This is a genomic window from Vibrio sp. MED222 (genome assembly GCF_000153005.1).
Taxonomy (GTDB): Bacteria; Pseudomonadota; Gammaproteobacteria; order Enterobacterales; family Vibrionaceae; genus Vibrio; species Vibrio tasmaniensis_A.
Genome location: NZ_CH902606.1, coordinates 887,585 through 906,510, shown reverse-complemented (window position 1 = coordinate 906,510; position 18,926 = coordinate 887,585). Strand labels below are relative to the sequence as shown.

The 18,926-nt window shown below is 43.5% G+C and carries 18 protein-coding genes; 9 read left to right on the top strand and 9 right to left on the bottom strand.

The window, feature by feature from the left end:
- Positions 1 to 86: 86 nt before the first annotated feature.
- Entirely contained in the window at positions 87 to 617 is a 531-nt protein-coding gene (gene hutZ / locus MED222_RS17610; RefSeq protein WP_004731858.1) for a heme utilization protein HutZ, read from the top strand.
- Positions 618 to 670: 53 nt separating this feature from the next.
- Here hutZ and MED222_RS17615 read toward each other — a convergent pair whose 3' ends face one another.
- A complete protein-coding gene (locus MED222_RS17615) occupies positions 671 to 1,585 on the bottom strand; it encodes a chemotaxis protein (protein ID WP_009845729.1) in 915 nt (304 codons plus the stop codon).
- Between the two features lie 232 nt (positions 1,586 to 1,817).
- Between MED222_RS17615 and ppiC the strand changes: the two genes are divergently transcribed.
- Positions 1,818 to 2,147, top strand: a complete 330-nt coding sequence (ppiC, locus tag MED222_RS17620) for a peptidylprolyl isomerase PpiC (protein WP_269667539.1) — start codon at positions 1,818 to 1,820, stop codon at positions 2,145 to 2,147.
- A gap of 283 nt (positions 2,148 to 2,430) precedes the next feature.
- Positions 2,431 to 3,816 (top strand): alpha-amylase family glycosyl hydrolase, encoded by a 1,386-nt coding sequence (locus tag MED222_RS17625; RefSeq protein ID WP_009845727.1) that lies wholly within the window; start codon positions 2,431 to 2,433, stop codon positions 3,814 to 3,816.
- A gap of 166 nt (positions 3,817 to 3,982) precedes the next feature.
- On the opposite strand, the gene MED222_RS17630 is transcribed toward MED222_RS17625, so the two are convergent.
- The 4 genes from MED222_RS17630 to MED222_RS17645 form a co-directional block, all read right to left on the bottom strand.
- Entirely contained in the window at positions 3,983 to 5,854 is a 1,872-nt protein-coding gene (locus tag MED222_RS17630; RefSeq protein WP_009845726.1) for a methyl-accepting chemotaxis protein, read from the bottom strand.
- A 456-nt stretch (positions 5,855 to 6,310) separates the two neighbouring features.
- Positions 6,311 to 7,681 carry a YjiH family protein gene (locus MED222_RS17635; RefSeq protein ID WP_009845724.1) on the bottom strand — a complete coding sequence of 457 codons (1,371 nt, stop codon included), beginning with the start codon at positions 7,679 to 7,681 and terminating at the stop codon, positions 6,311 to 6,313.
- A 228-nt stretch (positions 7,682 to 7,909) separates the two neighbouring features.
- The gene (locus MED222_RS17640) at positions 7,910 to 8,584 is read right to left on the bottom strand and encodes a YoaK family protein (protein ID WP_009845723.1); all 675 of its coding nucleotides are present in this window, start codon (positions 8,582 to 8,584) and stop codon (positions 7,910 to 7,912) included.
- A 150-nt stretch (positions 8,585 to 8,734) separates the two neighbouring features.
- Positions 8,735 to 9,217 carry a GFA family protein gene (locus MED222_RS17645; RefSeq protein WP_170962705.1) on the bottom strand — a complete coding sequence of 161 codons (483 nt, stop codon included), beginning with the start codon at positions 9,215 to 9,217 and terminating at the stop codon, positions 8,735 to 8,737.
- A 32-nt stretch (positions 9,218 to 9,249) separates the two neighbouring features.
- Between MED222_RS17645 and MED222_RS17650 the strand changes: the two genes are divergently transcribed.
- From MED222_RS17650 to MED222_RS17660, 3 genes are all read left to right on the top strand, one after another.
- Complete coding sequence (locus tag MED222_RS17650) at positions 9,250 to 9,897, top strand: hypothetical protein (protein ID WP_009845721.1); 648 nt, start codon at positions 9,250 to 9,252, stop codon at positions 9,895 to 9,897.
- Between the two features lie 123 nt (positions 9,898 to 10,020).
- Complete coding sequence (locus MED222_RS17655; protein ID WP_009845720.1) at positions 10,021 to 10,320, top strand: isoamylase early set domain-containing protein; 300 nt, start codon at positions 10,021 to 10,023, stop codon at positions 10,318 to 10,320.
- Positions 10,321 to 10,542: 222 nt separating this feature from the next.
- On the top strand, positions 10,543 to 11,835 hold the full coding sequence (locus tag MED222_RS17660) for a peptidoglycan DD-metalloendopeptidase family protein (protein WP_009845719.1): 1,293 nt from the start codon (positions 10,543 to 10,545) through the stop codon (positions 11,833 to 11,835).
- A gap of 150 nt (positions 11,836 to 11,985) precedes the next feature.
- On the opposite strand, the gene MED222_RS17665 is transcribed toward MED222_RS17660, so the two are convergent.
- Both MED222_RS17665 and MED222_RS17670 read right to left on the bottom strand, forming a co-directional pair.
- Positions 11,986 to 13,830 carry a putative bifunctional diguanylate cyclase/phosphodiesterase gene (locus MED222_RS17665; RefSeq protein ID WP_009845718.1) on the bottom strand — a complete coding sequence of 615 codons (1,845 nt, stop codon included), beginning with the start codon at positions 13,828 to 13,830 and terminating at the stop codon, positions 11,986 to 11,988.
- 180 nt (positions 13,831 to 14,010) lie between these two features.
- The gene (locus MED222_RS17670) at positions 14,011 to 14,907 is read right to left on the bottom strand and encodes a LysR family transcriptional regulator (RefSeq protein ID WP_009845717.1); all 897 of its coding nucleotides are present in this window, start codon (positions 14,905 to 14,907) and stop codon (positions 14,011 to 14,013) included.
- Positions 14,908 to 15,015: 108 nt separating this feature from the next.
- On the opposite strand from MED222_RS17670, the gene MED222_RS17675 reads away from it, so the two are divergent.
- The 3 genes from MED222_RS17675 (at position 15,016) to MED222_RS22715 (ending at position 17,072) form a co-directional block, all read left to right on the top strand.
- Positions 15,016 to 16,221 (top strand): multidrug effflux MFS transporter, encoded by a 1,206-nt coding sequence (locus tag MED222_RS17675; RefSeq protein ID WP_009845716.1) that lies wholly within the window; start codon positions 15,016 to 15,018, stop codon positions 16,219 to 16,221.
- Between the two features lie 122 nt (positions 16,222 to 16,343).
- Entirely contained in the window at positions 16,344 to 16,694 is a 351-nt protein-coding gene (locus tag MED222_RS17680; RefSeq protein WP_009845715.1) for a hypothetical protein, read from the top strand.
- 243 nt (positions 16,695 to 16,937) lie between these two features.
- A complete protein-coding gene (locus MED222_RS22715; RefSeq protein WP_009845714.1) occupies positions 16,938 to 17,072 on the top strand; it encodes a hypothetical protein in 135 nt (44 codons plus the stop codon).
- Between the two features lie 152 nt (positions 17,073 to 17,224).
- Here the strand turns inward: MED222_RS22715 and MED222_RS17685 are convergent, their stop codons facing one another.
- A complete protein-coding gene (locus tag MED222_RS17685) occupies positions 17,225 to 17,842 on the bottom strand; it encodes a glutaredoxin domain-containing protein (protein ID WP_009845713.1) in 618 nt (205 codons plus the stop codon).
- Positions 17,843 to 17,910: 68 nt separating this feature from the next.
- Positions 17,911 to 18,801, bottom strand: coding sequence for a DMT family transporter (locus MED222_RS17690; RefSeq protein WP_009845712.1), 891 nt, complete (start codon positions 18,799 to 18,801; stop codon positions 17,911 to 17,913).
- Between the last annotated feature and the right edge of the window lie 125 nt (positions 18,802 to 18,926).

Here is an 18,926-nt window from a genome sequence, read left to right as displayed (position 1 = left end):
ATGCTCGAGGTCCACTTAGTTTACTAATGAACGCTCAACCTCGGGTAAAAATAATAAATAAGAGAAAGTGAAGAAAGGAATTATCGATGGAACAACAAGTAAAACAAGAACGCCTACAAGGTCGCCTAGGTCCAGAAATCAAAGAGTTTCGCCAAGAGCGCCGTACCCTTCAACTTGCAACGGTTGATGAAGAAGGTCGCCCGAACGTAAGTTACGCCCCTTTCGTTCAGAACCAAGAAGGTTATTTTGTTCTAATTTCTGATATTGCTCGTCATGCTCGTAACTTGAAAGCAAACCCTCAAGTCTCTTTGATGATGATTGAAGACGAAGAGAGCTCGAAGCAGCTTTATGCACGTAAGCGTTTAACGTTTGATGCTCAGGCAAGTGTTGTAGAGCGTGAAACGGAGCTTTGGACTCAAGTGATCGGCCAGATGCAAGAGCGTTTCGGCGAGATCATTGATGGTTTAAGCCAACTTCAAGATTTTTCTCTATTCAACCTTAAAGCAGAGAATGGCCTGTTCGTAAAAGGTTTCGGTCAGGCATACCAAGTATCTGGCGACGACTTAGTGGATTTCGTTCACCTGCAAGAAGGTCACAAAAAAGTGTCTAACGAGTAAGCTCGTTTAACGGATTACTTTAGGAGCCCTCTAATGTGAGGGCTTTTTTGTGTCTAAGCAGTCATAGCCGCGTCGTTTAGGACTTTCGCTCCGCGCAACATGGCTTCGATTAATTCGCCTGCATTGAATTTCTCTAGCGCTTCATGTGCTCCCACCTGATTGGCTCGGTCAACACATATCTCACTGGATAGTGAAGTATGTAAAATACAGTAGGCATGACTGAGTGCGCTGTCGTTTTGTACTTCAAATGCAAGTTCATAACCATCTAACCCGGGCATCTCGATATCACTCACGAGAAGATCAATTGCTGTACCTTTTGCAGCCTCACCTCGCATCAGGTCAATCGCATCTAAGCCGTTATTACAAATGCTGTAAGGGATGTTGATGCTGTCTAAGGCATCAGACAGCTGTTTTCGTGCGATCAAAGAGTCATCAACCAGTAGAATATTCAGCGCTTTTAGGCGTTCTCTTTCGACATCAGTCAGCATCGGAATATGTGCGTTTTCATAAGCAGGGTAAATCTTAGAAAGTAATAACTCTACGTCGAGCATCTGCACGATACGATCTTCAAAACGTGTAATGCCGGTAACAAACACATTGGTTCCTACACTTGCGGGTGGCGACTCAATACTCTTCCAGTCACATTCAATGATTTTATCAATCGAACGAACCAAGAATGCTACAACGGTTCTTAAGCAATCTGTCACGATGAGCACACAGTCTTGGTATTCAGTCGGTGTGATCGGTCGAAACCCAATAGCCGCAGACATATCAATAACTGGAACCGTAAGTTCGCGAATAGTGACGGTACCAATCACGTGGTGATGAGAGTAAGGGATTTGGGTCATTGGCTGGAAAGGAACGATTTCTCTGACCTTAAGCGTGCCTATCGCAAAACTTTGAGTGAGGGATAACTTGAACATCAGCATTCCCTGTGACTGACTCGCTTTACTTATCGGTTTGGCCATAAGTGGCTCCTACTTAATACGCGCTTAATCTATAAGGATTAATTTAAAGGGAAATGGCATTCGCAGCAAGTCACTATGCGGTTTTTAAAGATCTTTAAGGGGGTTGTTTTCGGTTATAGAGTGAAGAATGACGATTCTTGGGTTAAAATCACGCTAAACGCAGGCGTTTGATGGACTTTTGTCGACAAGTCGTTAGCCGTAAGCAGAATTACAACAGTCAGTACGTTGATGAATTCTACGTAATCATCGCAAATCAACTGACAGCAACAAACTGAGAATTATCATGGCAAGAACAGCAGCAGCGCTTCATATTTTGGTGAAGCATAAAGAATTAGCAGAAGACATCATGACGCAGCTTAAAAAGGGCGCTAAATTTCAAACGCTAGCGAAGAAGCATTCAACCTGTCCATCAGGTAAAAAGGGCGGCGACCTAGGCGAGTTCAAAAAAGGTCAAATGGTGCCTCAGTTTGATAAGATTTGTTTCTCTGGCGAGACACTTGTACCACATCTGGTAAAAACAAAATTTGGCTGGCACGTAGTGAAGGTTCTTTACCGAACTTAGTCATTGATATGTGTTAGATTGAATAAAAGGAGCGTAGATACGCTCCTTTTTTGTCATTTTTGGGCGCATTTAAAAACATTATGGCTGAGTGTTCATCCCGGACGTTATGCGATAATTGGCGCTACGCCCTTAACTATCCACCTTGACTAATCGGTGGGAGGAGGAGGGGTTTTAATGAGTAACTCATATAATAAATACCATTCTTAAGGAAATTTATGCAGCTTTGCCTTTTAGCCTTTGTATTTATCTAGAAAGCTGTAAACGAGTTTGGTAGGAGAACAACATGGAGAGTTCAGCTATGTTAAGCACCCCAGCGACAGATGTTATATTGCATGCTTTTGACTGGTGCTACGCTGACGTAATGAAGAACGCCCCTCTGATTCAAGAGTTGGGTTATAAATCTGTTTTAGTCTCGCCGGCAATGAAGTCGTTACGAGGGCCTAAAGGCTGTGATCGAGATACAGGTACCCAATGGTGGCAGCGCTATCAACCCCAAGATTATCGTGTGATCGATAATCAGCTTGGTGATACGCAAGACTTCACTGCAATGGTGAACACGTTAAAGCAACATGGGCTTCGTACCTATGTGGACGTTGTGTTTAACCACATGGCTAACGAGTCGAGTATTCGCGGTGATTTGACGTATCCAAATCAACAAGACATGGCGTCTTACCAACAAGATTCTGAGTATTACGAATCCGTTCGTTTGTTTGGTGATCTTTCTAAACCTTTGTTTGATGAGAACGACTTTGTCGAAGCGTTTGGTATCAAGAACTGGAAAGACACTTGGGAGGTGCAAAACGGACGTATTACTGGTGGAGCAAGCGATCCAGGCCTGCCAACGCTGTTAGACAACGACAATGTGGTTACACAGCAGCGAGCTTACCTAAAAGCCTTGAAAGTGATTGGTGTGAAAGGGTTTCGCATCGACGCAGCGAAACACATGACACTGTCACATCTACGTAAGGTTTGGACTGATGATATCTGTGAAGAAATGCATATCTTTGGCGAGATCATTACTGACGGTGGTGCAACCAAAGAAGAGTACGAACTGTTCCTCGAGCCTTACCTTAAACACACTCGTTTAGGGGCGTATGATTTTCCGCTATTCAATACCATCTTCAAAGCTTTTGAAGAGCAGGGCAGTTTTAAGTCTCTGATCAACCCATACTGTTTTGGTCAAGCTCTGTCGAACATGCGAGCGATCACTTTTGCTGTCACTCATGACATTCCAAATAACGAGGTGTTTTTGGAACATGTGATGGATGAAGTCGACGAGCAATTAGCTCACGCCTTTATTCTTGGACGAGATGGCGGTGTGCCGCTTGTTTACAGTGAGCTCAGCACCAGCGGTATTCTGGACAAGAGTGGCCAACCTCGTTGGCTTAACGACTGGCAAGCGCCTTATATGAAAAACATGATTCAATTCCATAACCATGTTCATGGCGAAGCGATGCAGGTGGTTGAAGCCAATGATGACTTGTTGGTGTTTGTTCGTGGCGACAAAGGCATTGTGGTGATTAATAAATCGAAACGAAGCAAGACGGCCTCATTAAATTGGACAGGCGCTGTGACGGATCTGTTGTCTGGCGAAGTGTTCGAATGTGTTGGTAAGGACTTAACTATTAAGGTTGAATCCAACCAGTGCATGATGCTGACGACCAACTAGCTCGAGCCTGTTACGAGTTAGAAAGCAAATTTTGCAAAGAAAACCTTGAAAAGAAAACCCCGCTTACTGATTACCAGTAAGCGGGGTTTTTTATATAAAGCTGTTTATTGCTTACTAAACAGGGTGTTAGTTAAACAAGGTGTTAGTTAGCTAAACGCTAAGGCGGTTAAACCGTAAACTTGTTTAATAGTTCGTCTTGTTGGCGAACATTGTCAGTTTGAACTTGCATTGCTGTGTTTGCGTCTTGAGCTGCGTTCGATACCTGTGTTGAAAGGTCTTTGATCTTAACTGTGTTGTTGTTGATCTCTTCCGCTACTAAACTCTGCTCTTCAGCTGCTGAAGCAATCTGAATATTCATATCAGAGATGCGCTGAATCGCGTCGCGGATGCGGTCAAGTGAAGAGTTTGCTTGCTGAGCGCGTTCAACGGCGTCAGTGGCTGTGTCTTTACTTTGATTCATCGCGTTAGATACAGAGCTTGCACCCGCTTGGAGCTGCTCAATCATGTTGCGGATTTCAGTGGTCGATTCTTGAGTACGTTGCGCCAGAGTGCGAACTTCATCGGCAACGACTGCGAAACCACGGCCCGATTCACCAGCACGCGCCGCTTCAATAGCAGCATTCAATGCAAGTAGGTTGGTTTGGTCTGCGATATCGTTGATTACTTTAAGAATCGTCTCGATATTTGCTGTTGCTGATTCAAGTACTTGTACTTCTGCAACCGCTTGGTCGATACGTGCTGAAAGGTTATCAATCGCTTGAGTCGTGTCACTTACTACAGATGTACCGTCTAGTGTCGCATCGTCAGCTTCACGAGCCGCGGCGGCTGCGCCTTGAGCGTTGTTTGCTACTTCCGTTGCGGTAACGGCCATCTCGTTCATTGCGGTGGCTAGCTGTTCAAGCTCTTGCAGCTGAGTATTCATCGCATTCGCTGACTCACCCGCGCCTTTTACTGTGATTTCAGTGCCACGTTTAATCTCAACACCAATCGCTTTGGATTGAATGATTTGATTTTGCAGGTTTTCAGTAAAGGTGTTGAAGCCTTTCGCAAGGTCAGAGAACTCTTTATCTGTATTGGTATCTAGACGTTTAGTTAAGTCACCTTGTCCGCTCGCAACATCTTGAATGGCTTGGTTAAGCGTCTCAAGCGGGCGCATTAACACACGAATAAGGACGGTTAATGCAATGATGCTGAGAATAACCGCAATTAAAGAGTAGATTATCGAGCTGTTTTTCAGATCTTCAACGGTTTGGTAAGCGATCTCTTCATCAAGTATTGCGCCGATGTACCAATCTTCACTTGGGATGTGAGTGAAGTTCACTAGGAACTTTTTACCGTCGACTTCAATTTGTTGAGATCCCTCGCGAATAGTCGCTTGTGGCAGGTAGCTTGATAGCGTTTCGCCATTGTTCTTAGCATTAGGGTGAGCAATCGTCGTGCCGTCGGCAGTGACTAGGAATAAGTAACCCGCGTCAAACAAGTTCACTTGGTTTACCAAGGTCGCAAGGTTGGTCAGTTCTAGGTCGTAGAACATACCCGCAGTAAAGCGGCCGTTGTCTTTAACTGGCGTACCCACTGAGATGATGACTTTTTTGCTTGATGCATCCACATAAGGAGCTGTCACAACTAAACTGTTTTTGGATTTAGCATCAATGTACCAAGGGCGGATTCGTGGGTCATAATCTGGCCCCGCGTCCCAACCGTCATCATTCTCAATCACGAAACCGTTTGCGTCATAACCAAAACCAACCGCGAGAAAACTGCCTTTAAGTTTTGGCTTTTCTAGGATGTTTTGAACGTAGGTACGATCTTGAGGGTTGATTTCAATGACTTCAGTCGTCGACTGAGCCAGTGCTTTCTTAGCATTCATCTCTGATGCTACGGTGTTCTTAATACCAGAGACCATCTCTTTCAGGCTTGCATTGACGTGGTTCTCTACAGCACTTTTTACGGTGTAAAGTTGCTGTATTGAAAGCAATGATACTGTCACTAATAGCAAGGCTGATGATGCTGCAACCACCTTATGGCTAAATTTCATTGTGTTTTCCTCTTCTCACAAGCTTTGCGAAAACTAAAGCTAATCGTGTTTTTGTAATTATATATATATCGACATTGTTGGGATTTACTTGAATGTAATTTCACAAAATAGACTACAAAAATACAACAACCCGCACAACGTAAAACTCAGTTAATTACATACTTGCTACTTTTGTTTTTTGGTTCAATGAGTTAAAGAGTTGGCTTAATCAAAGGCAAACAAAGTGAGGAGGGTATTAATTAGGCTAATATGCGTATGATTTACTATATAAGGGAGAGGTGTAAGGGAATTAATATGAAATCAAATGATATTCTCAATTCGTATATTGGCGATATTTCAAACAGGAGAGTGTATGTATTTTAAACCGGAGAGTGAATATATTAGGCAAAAAAAGCCCCACAAAAGTGAGGCTATTATAAATCAGGTTATTTATTACACTGTATCAGTGCGTCTAATTTAAAATATTAGATGCGCTACACCAGCGATAACCGGAAGTGTAATTAACGTACGTAGAATAAAAATAATAAACAGTTCAAGGATATTCACGGGAATCTTACTGCCTAGAAGCAGAGCGCCCACTTCAGACATGTAGATCAGCTGAGTTACCGACATTGCTGCAATAACAAAGCGAGTCATCTCGTTGTCGATAGAAGCGGCAAGGATCGCTGGGATGAACATATCCGCAAAACCAACAACAATGGTTTCAGATGCTGCAACCGCTTCAGGTACACCAAGTAGCTCAAGGAATGGAATGAAAGGCTGGCCTAGGAATGAGAACACAGAGGTGTATTCTGCAATTACCAATGCCATTGTACCTAGCCCCATTACAACAGGAAGAACGCCGAATACCATGTCGACTGCGTTACGAATGCCTTCACCAAATACAGACTTAGCAGACTTCACTTGTGATGCCTTATTTACCGCGAGTTCAAGACCCCAAGAGAAAGTCGAGTGACCCGCTGGGATTGCATCAGCATCTTTGTGAGGTTTTGTACCATCAATGAAGGTGTCTTTCTTCATGCTCAGTGGAGGAAGGCGAGGGATGATTACCGCGGCCACAATACCTGCTAAGCAGATTGCTGCGTAGAAGGGTAGGAATAGGTGCTCTAGTTCTACTTGAGCAATCACTACAAGGCTGAACGTGATAGATACTGCTGAGAAAGTCGTACCAACAACAGCGGCTTCACGTTGAGTGTAGAATTTCTTCTCGTACTGTTTGCTTGTAAGCAGGATACCAACGCTGCCGTCACCTAACCAAGAAGCCATACAATCGATAGCACTACGACCCGGCAGGTTGAAGATTGGACGCATCACTTTACTTAGTAAGGTGCCAAACAGTTCTAACAAACCGAAGTTAAGTAGAAGTGGTAATAGTAAACCGGCAAAGATGAATACTGAAAATAGAGTCGGCAATAGGCCCTCTAACACGAGACCACCGGTGTTTTCTTCCCAGATAAACTCAGGGCCAACTTGGAAGAAAGCCATGAATGCTGCAGCACCACCGATAATACGAACCAACAACCACAGTGGAGATGGGTTGAAAAGGCCGTTTAGAAATGAATTCGATTTAATGAATGTAGGTTTGAAAATGGTGCTTAACACGGAAGCTACAGACATGAAGGCAACGATTGCAGTGATAATAGCAACTAGAGACTCACCGAAAACCGCTTGAATTGATTTGGCTAGAATAGCGACAGGGATCGTGAGATCACCTTGGTAGCTAATTGGCGCCATGAAGAGGAACAAACCAATCAGAGATGGGATTAAGAAAACCCAGAAACTGCCTTTAGATTTCTCTGGTTGAGCAGTATTCGTGTTGTTAGACATGTTAATTATTCTCGTATTTCTACATGTAAAAAAGCCACATCCTTGGCATTTTTATTCTCTAAACATCCGTATTTTCTCATTGGGTGCAAGATTACCGAGTATTAATATCACTTGCAATACTATTCATCAAATATCGCTAAATATTCACGCAGGTTATTCTGCAACAAATTATGAGTTTAGAATAAAGTGTTGCAGATGTTACATATTCTCATGGTTATTACTAGGCGTTTATAAATTTACTGAGGCTTCAGTTCGATAAGTTAGGTAGAGCCAGTAGCTAAACGCGACAATGAACGCGAAAGAGGCAGGGAAAGCCAGTGCCAAAATTTCAAAGCGCTGGAACAGGCAAGCACCACTTAAACCACCAAACAGAAAGCCAACAACGATGAACATAAGAAGTTTGGCTTTACGGCGGTCAAAAGGCATCCCCTTTAAGCGTGCGCCAATCATGATCCCAAGGTCTGTGATGATCCCGCTCATGTGTGTGGTGCGAATGATCGCCCCGCTATAGGTGGTGATCATTGCGTTCTGCAAACCACACGCGGCTGAAGCGAAATACTGGCCTGAAGTGTAGCCTTGTAACAGTGCCCAAAGCGCCAAGAACAGCAATCCACCCTCAATACATAGCGCAACACCGTAACGGCGTCCTAACTTCAATGCTTGATTTTCGATAAAGAATCCGCTGAACGCGGCACCTAGCATAAAGCTCATAATGATTAGCAGGAGGTGCATAGAAGTTGAAGTCGGCGTGAGCAGGCTGCTGCCAAGTAAAGACATGGTGCCTGAAATATGGGAGATAGCTTGATGTTGGAAGCCGAGTAAACCAATAGCATTAACGCTGCCAGCAAGGCCCGCTAACAGTAAGGCGCCGTATTCAACCCAGCGAGGTAGTTTTGAAATCATGTGGTTCACCCTGGGTTAAAAAGAGGAGCCGATTATAACGCTAGCGAAAAGATACGCTAGCGTTGTAGAACGTTGATATTTGATCTTAGGCAACAGTCTTGCAGTTTGTTCCAATACTGTTTCTTTATAGAGATAATGGTCAGTAACAAGCTAGTTGTAATGACTCATCTGATGGTCAAATTTGACCCATCCGTGTTTGCGTTCTTCGTAGACTGAAAAGCTTGGTAGCGGAAAGTCTTGCTCTTTAAATAGTCCGAGCGGGACGACATAAAAATCGGCGGCGGCAACCGACTGCAATAGCATGGTAGTGCCACATTTAGGGCAAAACTGGTAGGTGACTTCATTGCCCGTGTCACTGATACGTGAAAAGGAAGTGACCTCTCCGTTGAGTGTCACTTGTTCTATGGGAAATCGAGCCTGAACCCCGAACACACTTCCGGTGCGCTTCTGACATTCATAACAATGGCATACGGAGGTGCGTTGAGGCTCGCCTCTGCAGACTAAATTGACGGCTCCACAGCGGCATTCGCAACTTCTGATATTCTTCTCTTTAATATGATTGATATCCATCCATGCTCCACTTCTGGTTAACCCTGTATTGATAATTATACTAAAGCCCTTTATGGTCTGCACAACTGGATGAAAACAAAAGAATATAATTGCTCATGAAAAAGAAAATCTTACCTATACCTCTGATTTTACTGATTCCTATTGTCATGCTGGTTGTGGTGATACTGGCGGGTATTTATCGCTTTAGCTTAAGTGACGAAGAGATCTTGGCGAAGTTTCCTTCTTCTCAAGTCAGTTATGACCCTGTTGTTGAAACCGTTTTTGATTTGAAGACGACTAACCCATGGACAATCAAAGTTCCTGAAACCAACGCCTACGCCTTTATTAATGAAGTCGATGGACCAAGATCAATCGCGTTTGGGCGGTATGACTCCGGTGTTGAGCGTGGTGTGGTCACCGTAGACACCAACAACCTTTCAAGTGTCACGTTAGGCAAGGCGAGTTTCTTTGTTGCACCTATGTGGGTATCTAACCAAGGCAGTGGCGTTTTCTATTACCTTGGCCTGTTTAAACATGACCAGCATCGAAGCCGCGTCGTGTTAGTTGACCAATTCTTTCTTGGTGACCGGGTGAGAATCCAAACTTTAGAGATTACTCAGCTGCTCGATTCACATAGCAAACTCTCTGGGGAAGGTTTTATCGGCTTTACTCGACATTCTGCGGGACAATCTTTTCCAGAATTGCAATCTGAAAAGGTGTTAATGAGTTTTTCTTTCAATATGCAATCAATTGATGGGCAGTGACATTTTTGTTAGGACAAGGAACTGTTGTTTATGTGAGCTAAATTACATATTATCTTAAGTAGATGAATGAAATTTAGACACACTTAGCTTTGTGTCTGCTTACTTTACAAATGGAGCTTGCGAATGATTAATAAACGTTTTTTTAAGACGAAAGATGAAGTTGAAGTGACTTTCGAGCTAGAAGCTCAAGAAGCTAATTCCGTATCTATCGTTGCCGACTTTCTGGATTGGAAAGCGACCCCAATGAAAAAACTGGCGAAAGGGAAGGTTTACAAGTTTAAAACTCGTCTTCCGAAAGATGGTGAGTTTCAATTTCGCTACCTAGTTGATGATCAACAATGGGTGAACGATGCGAATGCTGATCGTTATATCCCGAATGAATTTGGTGAAGATAATTGCTTGGTATCGACAGTTAACGCTTAGTTGAAATAGCATGAATTAAAAAGCAGGAACGAGATGTTTCTGCTTTTTAATGTCTAAATCGTTGGTTCATTAATTTTTTGAGTTGTGCCTATTTCATTAACGGTAACTCAATGACTTAGCCGAGATTGCGCAGATTCACATCATATTATGACAATGCAATGATGATTTATACGCCTGAAAAGCATATCCTGTGCTTTTATATCGTAGAAAGACCTGTTTACCGTGTATTCAAAAATATTTTCCTCTCCGTTTGCTGAGCTTTCACCTGTAAAAAAAGCAGCAATTTTAGGTCTGCCACTTATTGCAGTGATAAGTGTTGCTTTGCAATATTCACCATCAAATCTGACGAAAACGATCGATCTTGATTTGCCAGACTCAACCGTTATTGAGTCAATTCTGTCACCTCCTTCTGCTACCGTTATCGAGCCACCGACGTTTGAATATCAAATTCAATCAGGCGATAACTTAAGTAGCATTTTCACTCAGCTTGGGTTTTCTTATAACTCGATGATGAGCGTGATGGAAACCGATTTGAACTTCCTTGCGTTAGACACGCTTCGTCCGGGTAATACATTACGCTTTTGGCGTGACGAAGCGACGGGCAACCTTTCAAAAATGGAACTTCAATTTAGTGTCGCGGACAAAGTGGTTTATCGACTGCTTGATGACGGCAGCTACGAATTCGAAGACATTTCTATTCCGGGTGAATGGAAGCAAAAGCCTTTAGTGGGCGATATCCATGGCAGTTTCTCTATGTCAGCGAACAAAGTTGGCCTGAACAGTATTGAGATTGACCATATTGTGACTCTTCTTAAAGATAAGCTGAATTTCAGCCGAGACTTACGTGCGGGTGATCAGTTTGAAGTGCTTCAAAAAGCGCAATTCGTTGATGGTGTCGCAACCGGGAAACGTGAAATAGAAGCCATCAAGATCATGAACCGTAACCGTGTTGTTTCAGCGTACTTACACACTGACGGACAATATTACGATGCCAATGGCGATAGCTTACAACGCGCTTTCCAACGTTACCCTGTGAGCCGTGGTTGGCGTCAAAGTTCTCAGTTTAATCCTAAGCGCTTACACCCTGTGACTGGGCGAGTCTCTCCGCATAACGGCACAGATTTCGCGACGCCAATTGGCACACCCGTTCAAGCAACAGGTGATGGTAAAGTGATCATGACTCGTAAGCACCCATATGCGGGTAACTATGTGGTGATTCAGCATGGCAGCACATACAAAACACGCTACCTACACTTGAGTAAGATCCTCGTTCGTAAAGGGCAAACGGTATCTCGTGGTCAGCGTATTGGTTTATCAGGTAAAACGGGCCGAGTGACGGGGGCGCACTTACATTACGAATTGATCGAACGTGGTCGTCCTGTCAATGCAATGAAAGCAAATATTCCGATGGCCGATTCCGTACCTAAAAAGGAAAAAGCGACATTCGTAGCCGCTAGAGATGAAGCCGACAAGCTATTAAAGAAAGCTCTAGAAAAACAATCGAATAATAGCTAGCAGCTGACTATATGTCGTCAAGGTAACCGTTAGCTAGATGGTTGCGAGTAATGATGTAGCCTTTAAAGCCGTGAGTGCAGAACTAAATACTTAAATGTTTAGTGATACGCTCGCGGCTTTTTGATTTTAGGTTGAGGTAGTAAACGGCGTTTAGGCTAGAGGTTCTGAGTGAGTGACGTAGCTAACGATAGCTTCTGGTCGCATAGGTGGAGAGTTGAGGTATCCTTGAATTTTGTCACACCCCATTGCGTGCAGCTTTTCTAATTGCTCACGCTTCTCTACGCCTTCCGCAACCAATGACACATTGAGTCTGTGTGCCAGTTGAACAATCAACCACACAACACTTTCGGATGTTGAGTTTGTCAGCAAGTTTCGAATAAAGGTGGCATCAATTTTAATACAATCGATAGGGTAGCTATGAATGTAATTTAAGCTTGAGTAACCAGTACCGAAATCATCTAGAGCGATCGTGAACCCTTGTCCCCTTAGAAAGTCGAGTGCTGACTTTGTTTCTTGAGTTGGAGATAACAGCACGGTTTCGGTTAGCTCAATGACAAACTCGTTTGCTTTAAAGTGATGCTGTTCAATCGTTCGAGTAAGATAGGAAATATAACGCTTAGAATCGGTAAGCTCGTGAGCGGAGCAGTTTATTCCAAGCTTAACTTTGTAGCCTAAGCCTCGCTCCAATCTTGTTTTAGCGCGGCATACCAATTCGATGATCCGTTCACCCAGTTCCACGATCAACCCCGATTCTTCCGCTACCTGAATGAACTCCACTGGCGAGATGTCGCCATGTCTTGTGGTTTTCCAACGAGTTAACACCTCGAAGTAATCCCATCGTGTATCAATGTGATCAACGATTGGTTGTACAACCACGTACATTCCATTGTCATTAGGTGCCTGACTGTCTGATATGGGGCTATCAAGTTCACTTCGTAAGGCGGCGATTAACTCGGTTTTCCTTTGGTAACGAACCCTTAGGTGAGTGTCGTAACATTGAATGTATGTATCTTGACTATGCTGGCACTCTTTTAGCGCCAAACTGGTGTTGAAGATGATTTGTTCTACGTCTTTATTGTCTCCACCTGACCGGGCAATGCCGATGCTGACGTCGAAATCGATTTTGATATCAATACTAGTGTAACCTTGCTTTATCTTATCCAGAATTTGTTCGCAAACAGCTATTGGGTCTGAATGATAGGTAATGAATGCGAACTCATTGCCAGCCGTCCGGAACGTCAGGTTGTTGTCGGGCAAGGTTCGGCGCAAGGTCTCTGCAACGAACTGAAGTACCTTATCGCCAATATAATTACCGTGCATATCATTGATGGCTTTGAAGCTATTGATGTCGAGCAGAGCGAGCGTGAAGGGAGTGACACTCTGCTGAGTGATCGATTCCAAGGTGTCTGATAAGCAGCTACGGTTTAATAGCCCAGTTAGACTATCGTGTGATACTTCGTAGCTGAGTTGATTAACCAGTTGCTCAGAACGGTCGTTGAACCACATTTCACGCAAGGTGTGAATGACGATATCTGCGAACAACTGGTGGTGTTTTATCACGTCTTGTTGTTGATCTGTACTCATAGGAGAACTAAAGGTTGAGAAAAGCACACCCATGACTTCGCCACTTTGACTGCGTGCTGGGATAGCGATTGAGTTCTGTGAGGTGATTTCCTGTCTAAATGCTGATGTTGGGAGTGACTGAACGATATACTGAGCAAATGAGCAATCTGGGTGTTTTTGATTAACGGCTTGTTGGTATATGTGACCATGGCGTGCGTTTATTTTGTCATGCAGTACATGGTCAGAATGGGCAATGACCAAAGGAACCATTTGATCGGGGAAGTGCTTTTTCTCAATGATACTGGTGTATTGAGTACCGAAGGTTTGATGCAAAGTAAGCACGGCAGACTCTAAAAGGTCGATACCTTCCAATTTGAGTAAGCGCCCAATGCGCTCTGTGTCTATCATGCTATTGCGTGTATGTTGAGTCATAGTCACCATCCGTAGCCAACCAGAATCGTGTGTAAGCTGTATGTGTATGATCTTGTGTATACGATCTTGTAGCAGCACCGTCTTAAATATTAACAATGCAACTTGCATTAATAATTTTTATATGCGTCTAGTTTATTATCGACCGTGTTGTGTGATTTTTCAAATTTAGTGCGATATATTTCACAAAATTTGACTATTTCTTTCTTTGTCTAGCCTATCTTTTAGGTGGTCTAAAAATAGCTTGGTTCGTGTATGTGAGTAGTCAAGCTTAGGGTAGTACGCGTAAACCATCACTTCGTCGGCTGTTATATTTGGTAATACTGGAACCAGTGTCCCTTGTTTAAGATCCTCTTTGATCATTGCTTTGATGGTTAACAGTACGCCCATTCCTCGCTTCGCGGCATGAAACAAAGCCTCAGGATTGGTGGTCGCAAAGTTACCGTTCAAAGTGATGCGTTGTCCTTTAGTTAGCGTGACTTCACGAATAGGACGCTCTCCCCATATTAAGGAGTTGTGTTGTTCTAAGTCTTGCTCGTTGATGGGATAACCATGTTTAGCCAAGTAACTGGGAGCGGCATAAAAGCTGGCTTTGTGTTCAAACAGTGGTGTTTTCTTGAAGCTTAACGAGTTGAGTTGTTCCAGTTCACGACTGATCACCAGGTCCAAGCCAAGCTCAGGTAATTGACCTGGCGTGGTGGTGATAAGCTGTACTTTAATGTCTGGATACTTTTCTAAGAAGTCGTCCATGTATTGCACGAGAAACTTAGAACCAACAGCGATGGTTGCGCCAATCTTTAGCAGGCCCGCAGGCGTTTGGTTAACCGATCGAGTTTCATCAATAATCGATTGCCAATTATCGAGCTGATCCTTGGCTCGCAGATAAAAGAGAGCTCCCGCTTCGGTTTGGCTGATTGAGCGCGTGGTGCGCTTTAATAGTTGAGTGCCGATACGTTCTTCTAACCAGTTCACTCTTTTGCTGATCGCTGAGCTGGTGGTATTGAGTTTACGTGCTGCGCCATTGAAGCTGCCTTCTTCCACCACTTTTACATAACTTTTTACGTTAAGAATCCAATCCATATTATTTCCTGTTGGGACTTAATTAAATTCCAATTTAGCTAATTATCAATTATTGGTTTTGAATGTAAACTCATCTGATGAACAAATAACAAACGAATAGGGAATTTTTTGAGCCAATCGACCTTTAAAAAAACACCGCTACTCTTAGCCATGATGATCATAGCTACAGGACAGGTAGGGGTGAGTATCTATTTACCATCGTTGCCGCTAATTGCTTCAGACTTAAGTGCGACTCAGGTAGATGTACAGCTGCTCGTTACGCTGTTTCTTGTGGGTTTTGGCTTGTCTCAGCTATTTTATGGGCCGATGTCCGATGCCGTGGGGAGAAGACCTATCTTCTTGTTAGGTCAGGGTGTTTATTTGATTGGTACTGTTGTTTGTGTTGTTTTTTCCGACAACATGACGGCGTTAGAGGTTGGTCGCTTGTTGCAAGGTCTAGGGGCGGGTAGTGCCTCGGTTCTTGGGCGAAGTGTGCTGCGCGACAGCTATGATGGCCTTCAACTGACCAAAGCGCTGTCTTATATTTCGGTCACCGCTTCGATCATGCCGATTATTGCGCCCGTGTTTGGTGGTTGGATCTCATTCCACCTCGGTTGGCAGGCGGTGTTCCTGTTTGTTCTTGTGTATTTACTGGCGATATTCACTCTCGGCTACTTTGTTCTTCATGAAACTTTACCATACGGAAAGAGCCGCTTTGAAGTCAGTCAAGTGGTCAAGAACTATGGCCGTTTGTTGACGAATCGCCAAGTGTTGACCAGTGCCAGTTATAATTGGATGAGTTACATGGCGAGTTTGGTGTCGCTATCACTGTTTCCATTCTTAATGCAAGAGCAATTGGGGCTGACAGCCGCTGAATACGGATCGTTGATGATAGTCCCTTCGGCTGGCTTACTGATTGGTAGCGTGGCTTTGAACTTGCTCAATCGTAGGTTTAGTACACCACAATTGATGAGTCTTGCGATTTTGATCATTTTAGCTTCAGGGACTTGGTTACTTACTCATGAGTTATCCATCTTTAACTTAGTGTGGGCATTTACGTGGTTAGCTATCGCTCAAGGTATCTCCTTCCCTCTATCGATCAGTATGCTATTAGAACCTCATAAGAAGAAAGCGGGCGCGGTGTCGGCACTGTCAGGTTCAATTCAGATGTGTTTGGCGGGTTTACTTGGTGGATATCTAGTCGAGAGTTGGGTGACGACTCACCTACAGCTCGGCGTGTTTTATCTGATTATTGGTGCTTGCATGGCTACAGTACTTTGGTCTTCAACGAGAATGAATAAGAAAGCCACAGCTACCGAAGTTGAATACAGTTAAGCAGCTGAAGTACAGACCAGTTAAACAGCTAGCTCGCTATAGTTCAGCATACAGTCGTTAATACGTTGTATTTGTATGGATGGTTTTCTACAATACCTGCGTCCATTTAATAGGTAATAAACATGCAGCAAAATGAATTTGAAGTACTGGTAAAAGCTATCTGCGCACTAGATGGCCTGCCTCAAGCACTTGAGTTATTGAAATCCGATGAGGATACAGAAGTCGCTGAGGCTGCTGGATCACTAACAGGTCAATTTGCGCTAGCTGAAGTTGAAGGCGAAAAGCGTATTTACCACGTGACGCTTCAAGAAAATGAACAAGGCGAAGAGCAAGAGTACATCGAACATGTGATGAATGAAGGCGATGACTTAATCAAATTTGCAGCTTGGTTCTTTGAAACTATGTTCGAATTAAAGCAAAAAGACACATACCAAATTGCAGGTAAAACTTACAGACAGCCAAAGCGTAGCTAGTTTTCTTAACTGTTTGTTTTCTAAGTTATTTCTTCATGTTGGTTGATTTCTAAGCAATTAGGTTTCTAAAAAACTATTTTTAAAGCAGCTCTCTTGAGCTGCTTTTTTTATGGGTGTTTAAATGAAAATTTTAATTGTAACTTAATGGTGAGATTACATTGAAAGTGTGATTTGGATCTTGTTTTTGAGCGATTTAAGTGTAGAATCCGCGCATAAGAAAATCGATTATGTGCGGAGATAAGCATGAATTACGAACTAGGCCACGCATACCTTGGTCAAATGGTAGCAAAAAACATGATGCACGAAGCATTGTATGGCAAGCCAAAGCCAAAAAAAGCATCATTCATTAAGCGAATGATGAAGAGAATGGCGAAATAAGTATTTTCAAAAACGGATTTTAAAAAGGCCTTAAACTTATTTAAGTTTAAGGCCTTTTGCGTTTTAGCGATTAATGAAGGTCATCGCTCGTTTTGTTGTGGATGGACACAAAAAACACTGATAAAGCTTCTGACTAATGACTGTTACTGAATTCAGCCTGTCGATTGGTTGGATAGGTCGACAACATTATTCGGGATGGTATCTAAACCGTTCTCTTTCATCCACGCTTCTAAGTTGTCAGCTCCACCAATGTATTTACCATCAAGCCAAATCTGAGGAACTGTTACTGGTGTTTTCTCACCAATGTGCGCTTTGACCTCTGGAATCATACGATACAAAGCTGCGCTGTCTTTTACGACATCGTGGTATTGGTATTCAACACCCGCTTCATCAAGCATTTTCTTGGCCTTAACGCAGAATGGGCAGGTCGATTTTCCGTAAACAATGTTGCCTTTTAGGCTGTCTCGTTTAGTCCACTCTTTAATCACAGATTGAACTAACACACCGCGGTTAAGCGCTTCGCCTTGGCTTACAACCTTGCCTTCAACAACAAGGATTGGAGCATGCCAAGAGCCAAGTTTTAGAGGCTCCCACCAGTGAGACAACCAATCTTTCACTTCCAGTTCAACATCGACATCTGATAACTCATTCTCAAAAGTATCCTTAAGAATGTCTTTGGTAAGGGTGCATTCTCCACATGGGATGTTAACTTTAAATGGACCCCAGCTGCCTGCCCAACGGTATAGTGTAATCTTGACTGGTTTCTTCATGCTTACGGCCTCGTTTGAATTCTCTTATCCATATAGAACGGACAGTTGAACTATTTATTTCATCGATCCTAAACTTTCTTTATTTTCGCCGGTTTTTTCGTTTCCCAATGGGTAATAAATGCAACTGACGCAATAATAATAGCAGCCCCTAGCCATAAACGACCCGGTGGAACCCAACTAAATACAATCCAACCCGCTAGAACATTTAACGGTAATTTTGCGTGGTCAAAAGGTTGCACAAACGAAGCATCAGCAACAGAATAGGCTTTTACAATTGCCCATTGAGCGAGTGCCGTCATAACACCGATAACAATCAAGATAGCCCAAATTGTACCGCCGCTTGGAGTCTGCCAATCTGGCGCGGCAAGCAGGATGTTAAATGGTGTGATCAATAGCAGCAAGTACGCCACCATGGTTGAAGGACTGTCTTGCGAAGAGAGTTTTTTCACCATGAGTGAGTAGCATGCCCAGAAGAAAGCTGCGCCAACCGGTAGCAGTGTTGCCCAGTTAAAGTCTTCTGCCCACGGCTCTAGAATCACCATAGCACCAGCGAAGCCGGCTAAGGTCGCGCCCCAGCGAGCTGCCCCAACTTTCTCTTTGAGGAAAAGTCCTGAGCCTATGGTTGCAAACAATGGCGACGTCATGAGAAGGGCAATGCCTTGCCAAATAGGTACTGGGTAAGCCAATGCCCATATCCAAAGTTGAATACCAATAACAGACAAGAAGACACGGAATACGTGCAACTTTAGGTTGTCGGTTTTTAGCGCGCGGCGAATGCCCAGCGTTTTCAGATAAGGAAGAATAGCGAACAACGCGATGGCGTATTGAATGACGGCAACGGTGGTAGAAGTAAGTCCGAAATGAATGCTAGCGACTTGAGTCAGGCTATTAATAACGGCAAAGGCTAAGCCTGCGGTTAGCATCCAGCTAGCGCCTTGGATCGGATGGTGTTGTGACATGATGCTTCTAATTATTTGATGTGGTTCACCTATGATACGGATTTAGCACCACTTAACCAGAAAAAGCATTGATGAAGTTGGTCAGAATATTTGAATATGAAAAAAGGTTGAGCAACCGCCCAACC

What these genes read in the sequence shown, in the direction of transcription:
- hutZ (WP_004731858.1), top strand. Translation starts at nt 87, where the DNA reads ATGGAACAACAAGTAAAACAAGAACGCCTACAAGGTCGCCTAGGTCCA.
- MED222_RS17615 (WP_009845729.1), bottom strand. Translation starts at nt 1,585, where the DNA reads ATGGCCAAACCGATAAGTAAAGCGAGTCAGTCACAGGGAATGCTGATG.
- MED222_RS17625 (WP_009845727.1), top strand. Translation starts at nt 2,431, where the DNA reads ATGGAGAGTTCAGCTATGTTAAGCACCCCAGCGACAGATGTTATATTG.
- MED222_RS17630 (WP_009845726.1), bottom strand. Translation starts at nt 5,854, where the DNA reads ATGAAATTTAGCCATAAGGTGGTTGCAGCATCATCAGCCTTGCTATTA.
- MED222_RS17635 (WP_009845724.1), bottom strand. Translation starts at nt 7,681, where the DNA reads ATGTCTAACAACACGAATACTGCTCAACCAGAGAAATCTAAAGGCAGT.
- MED222_RS17640 (WP_009845723.1), bottom strand. Translation starts at nt 8,584, where the DNA reads ATGATTTCAAAACTACCTCGCTGGGTTGAATACGGCGCCTTACTGTTA.
- MED222_RS17650 (WP_009845721.1), top strand. Translation starts at nt 9,250, where the DNA reads ATGAAAAAGAAAATCTTACCTATACCTCTGATTTTACTGATTCCTATT.
- MED222_RS17655 (WP_009845720.1), top strand. Translation starts at nt 10,021, where the DNA reads ATGATTAATAAACGTTTTTTTAAGACGAAAGATGAAGTTGAAGTGACT.
- MED222_RS17665 (WP_009845718.1), bottom strand. Translation starts at nt 13,830, where the DNA reads ATGACTCAACATACACGCAATAGCATGATAGACACAGAGCGCATTGGG.
- MED222_RS17670 (WP_009845717.1), bottom strand. Translation starts at nt 14,907, where the DNA reads ATGGATTGGATTCTTAACGTAAAAAGTTATGTAAAAGTGGTGGAAGAA.
- MED222_RS17680 (WP_009845715.1), top strand. Translation starts at nt 16,344, where the DNA reads ATGCAGCAAAATGAATTTGAAGTACTGGTAAAAGCTATCTGCGCACTA.
- MED222_RS22715 (WP_009845714.1), top strand. Translation starts at nt 16,938, where the DNA reads ATGAATTACGAACTAGGCCACGCATACCTTGGTCAAATGGTAGCAAAA.
- MED222_RS17685 (WP_009845713.1), bottom strand. Translation starts at nt 17,842, where the DNA reads ATGAAGAAACCAGTCAAGATTACACTATACCGTTGGGCAGGCAGCTGG.
- MED222_RS17690 (WP_009845712.1), bottom strand. Translation starts at nt 18,801, where the DNA reads ATGTCACAACACCATCCGATCCAAGGCGCTAGCTGGATGCTAACCGCA.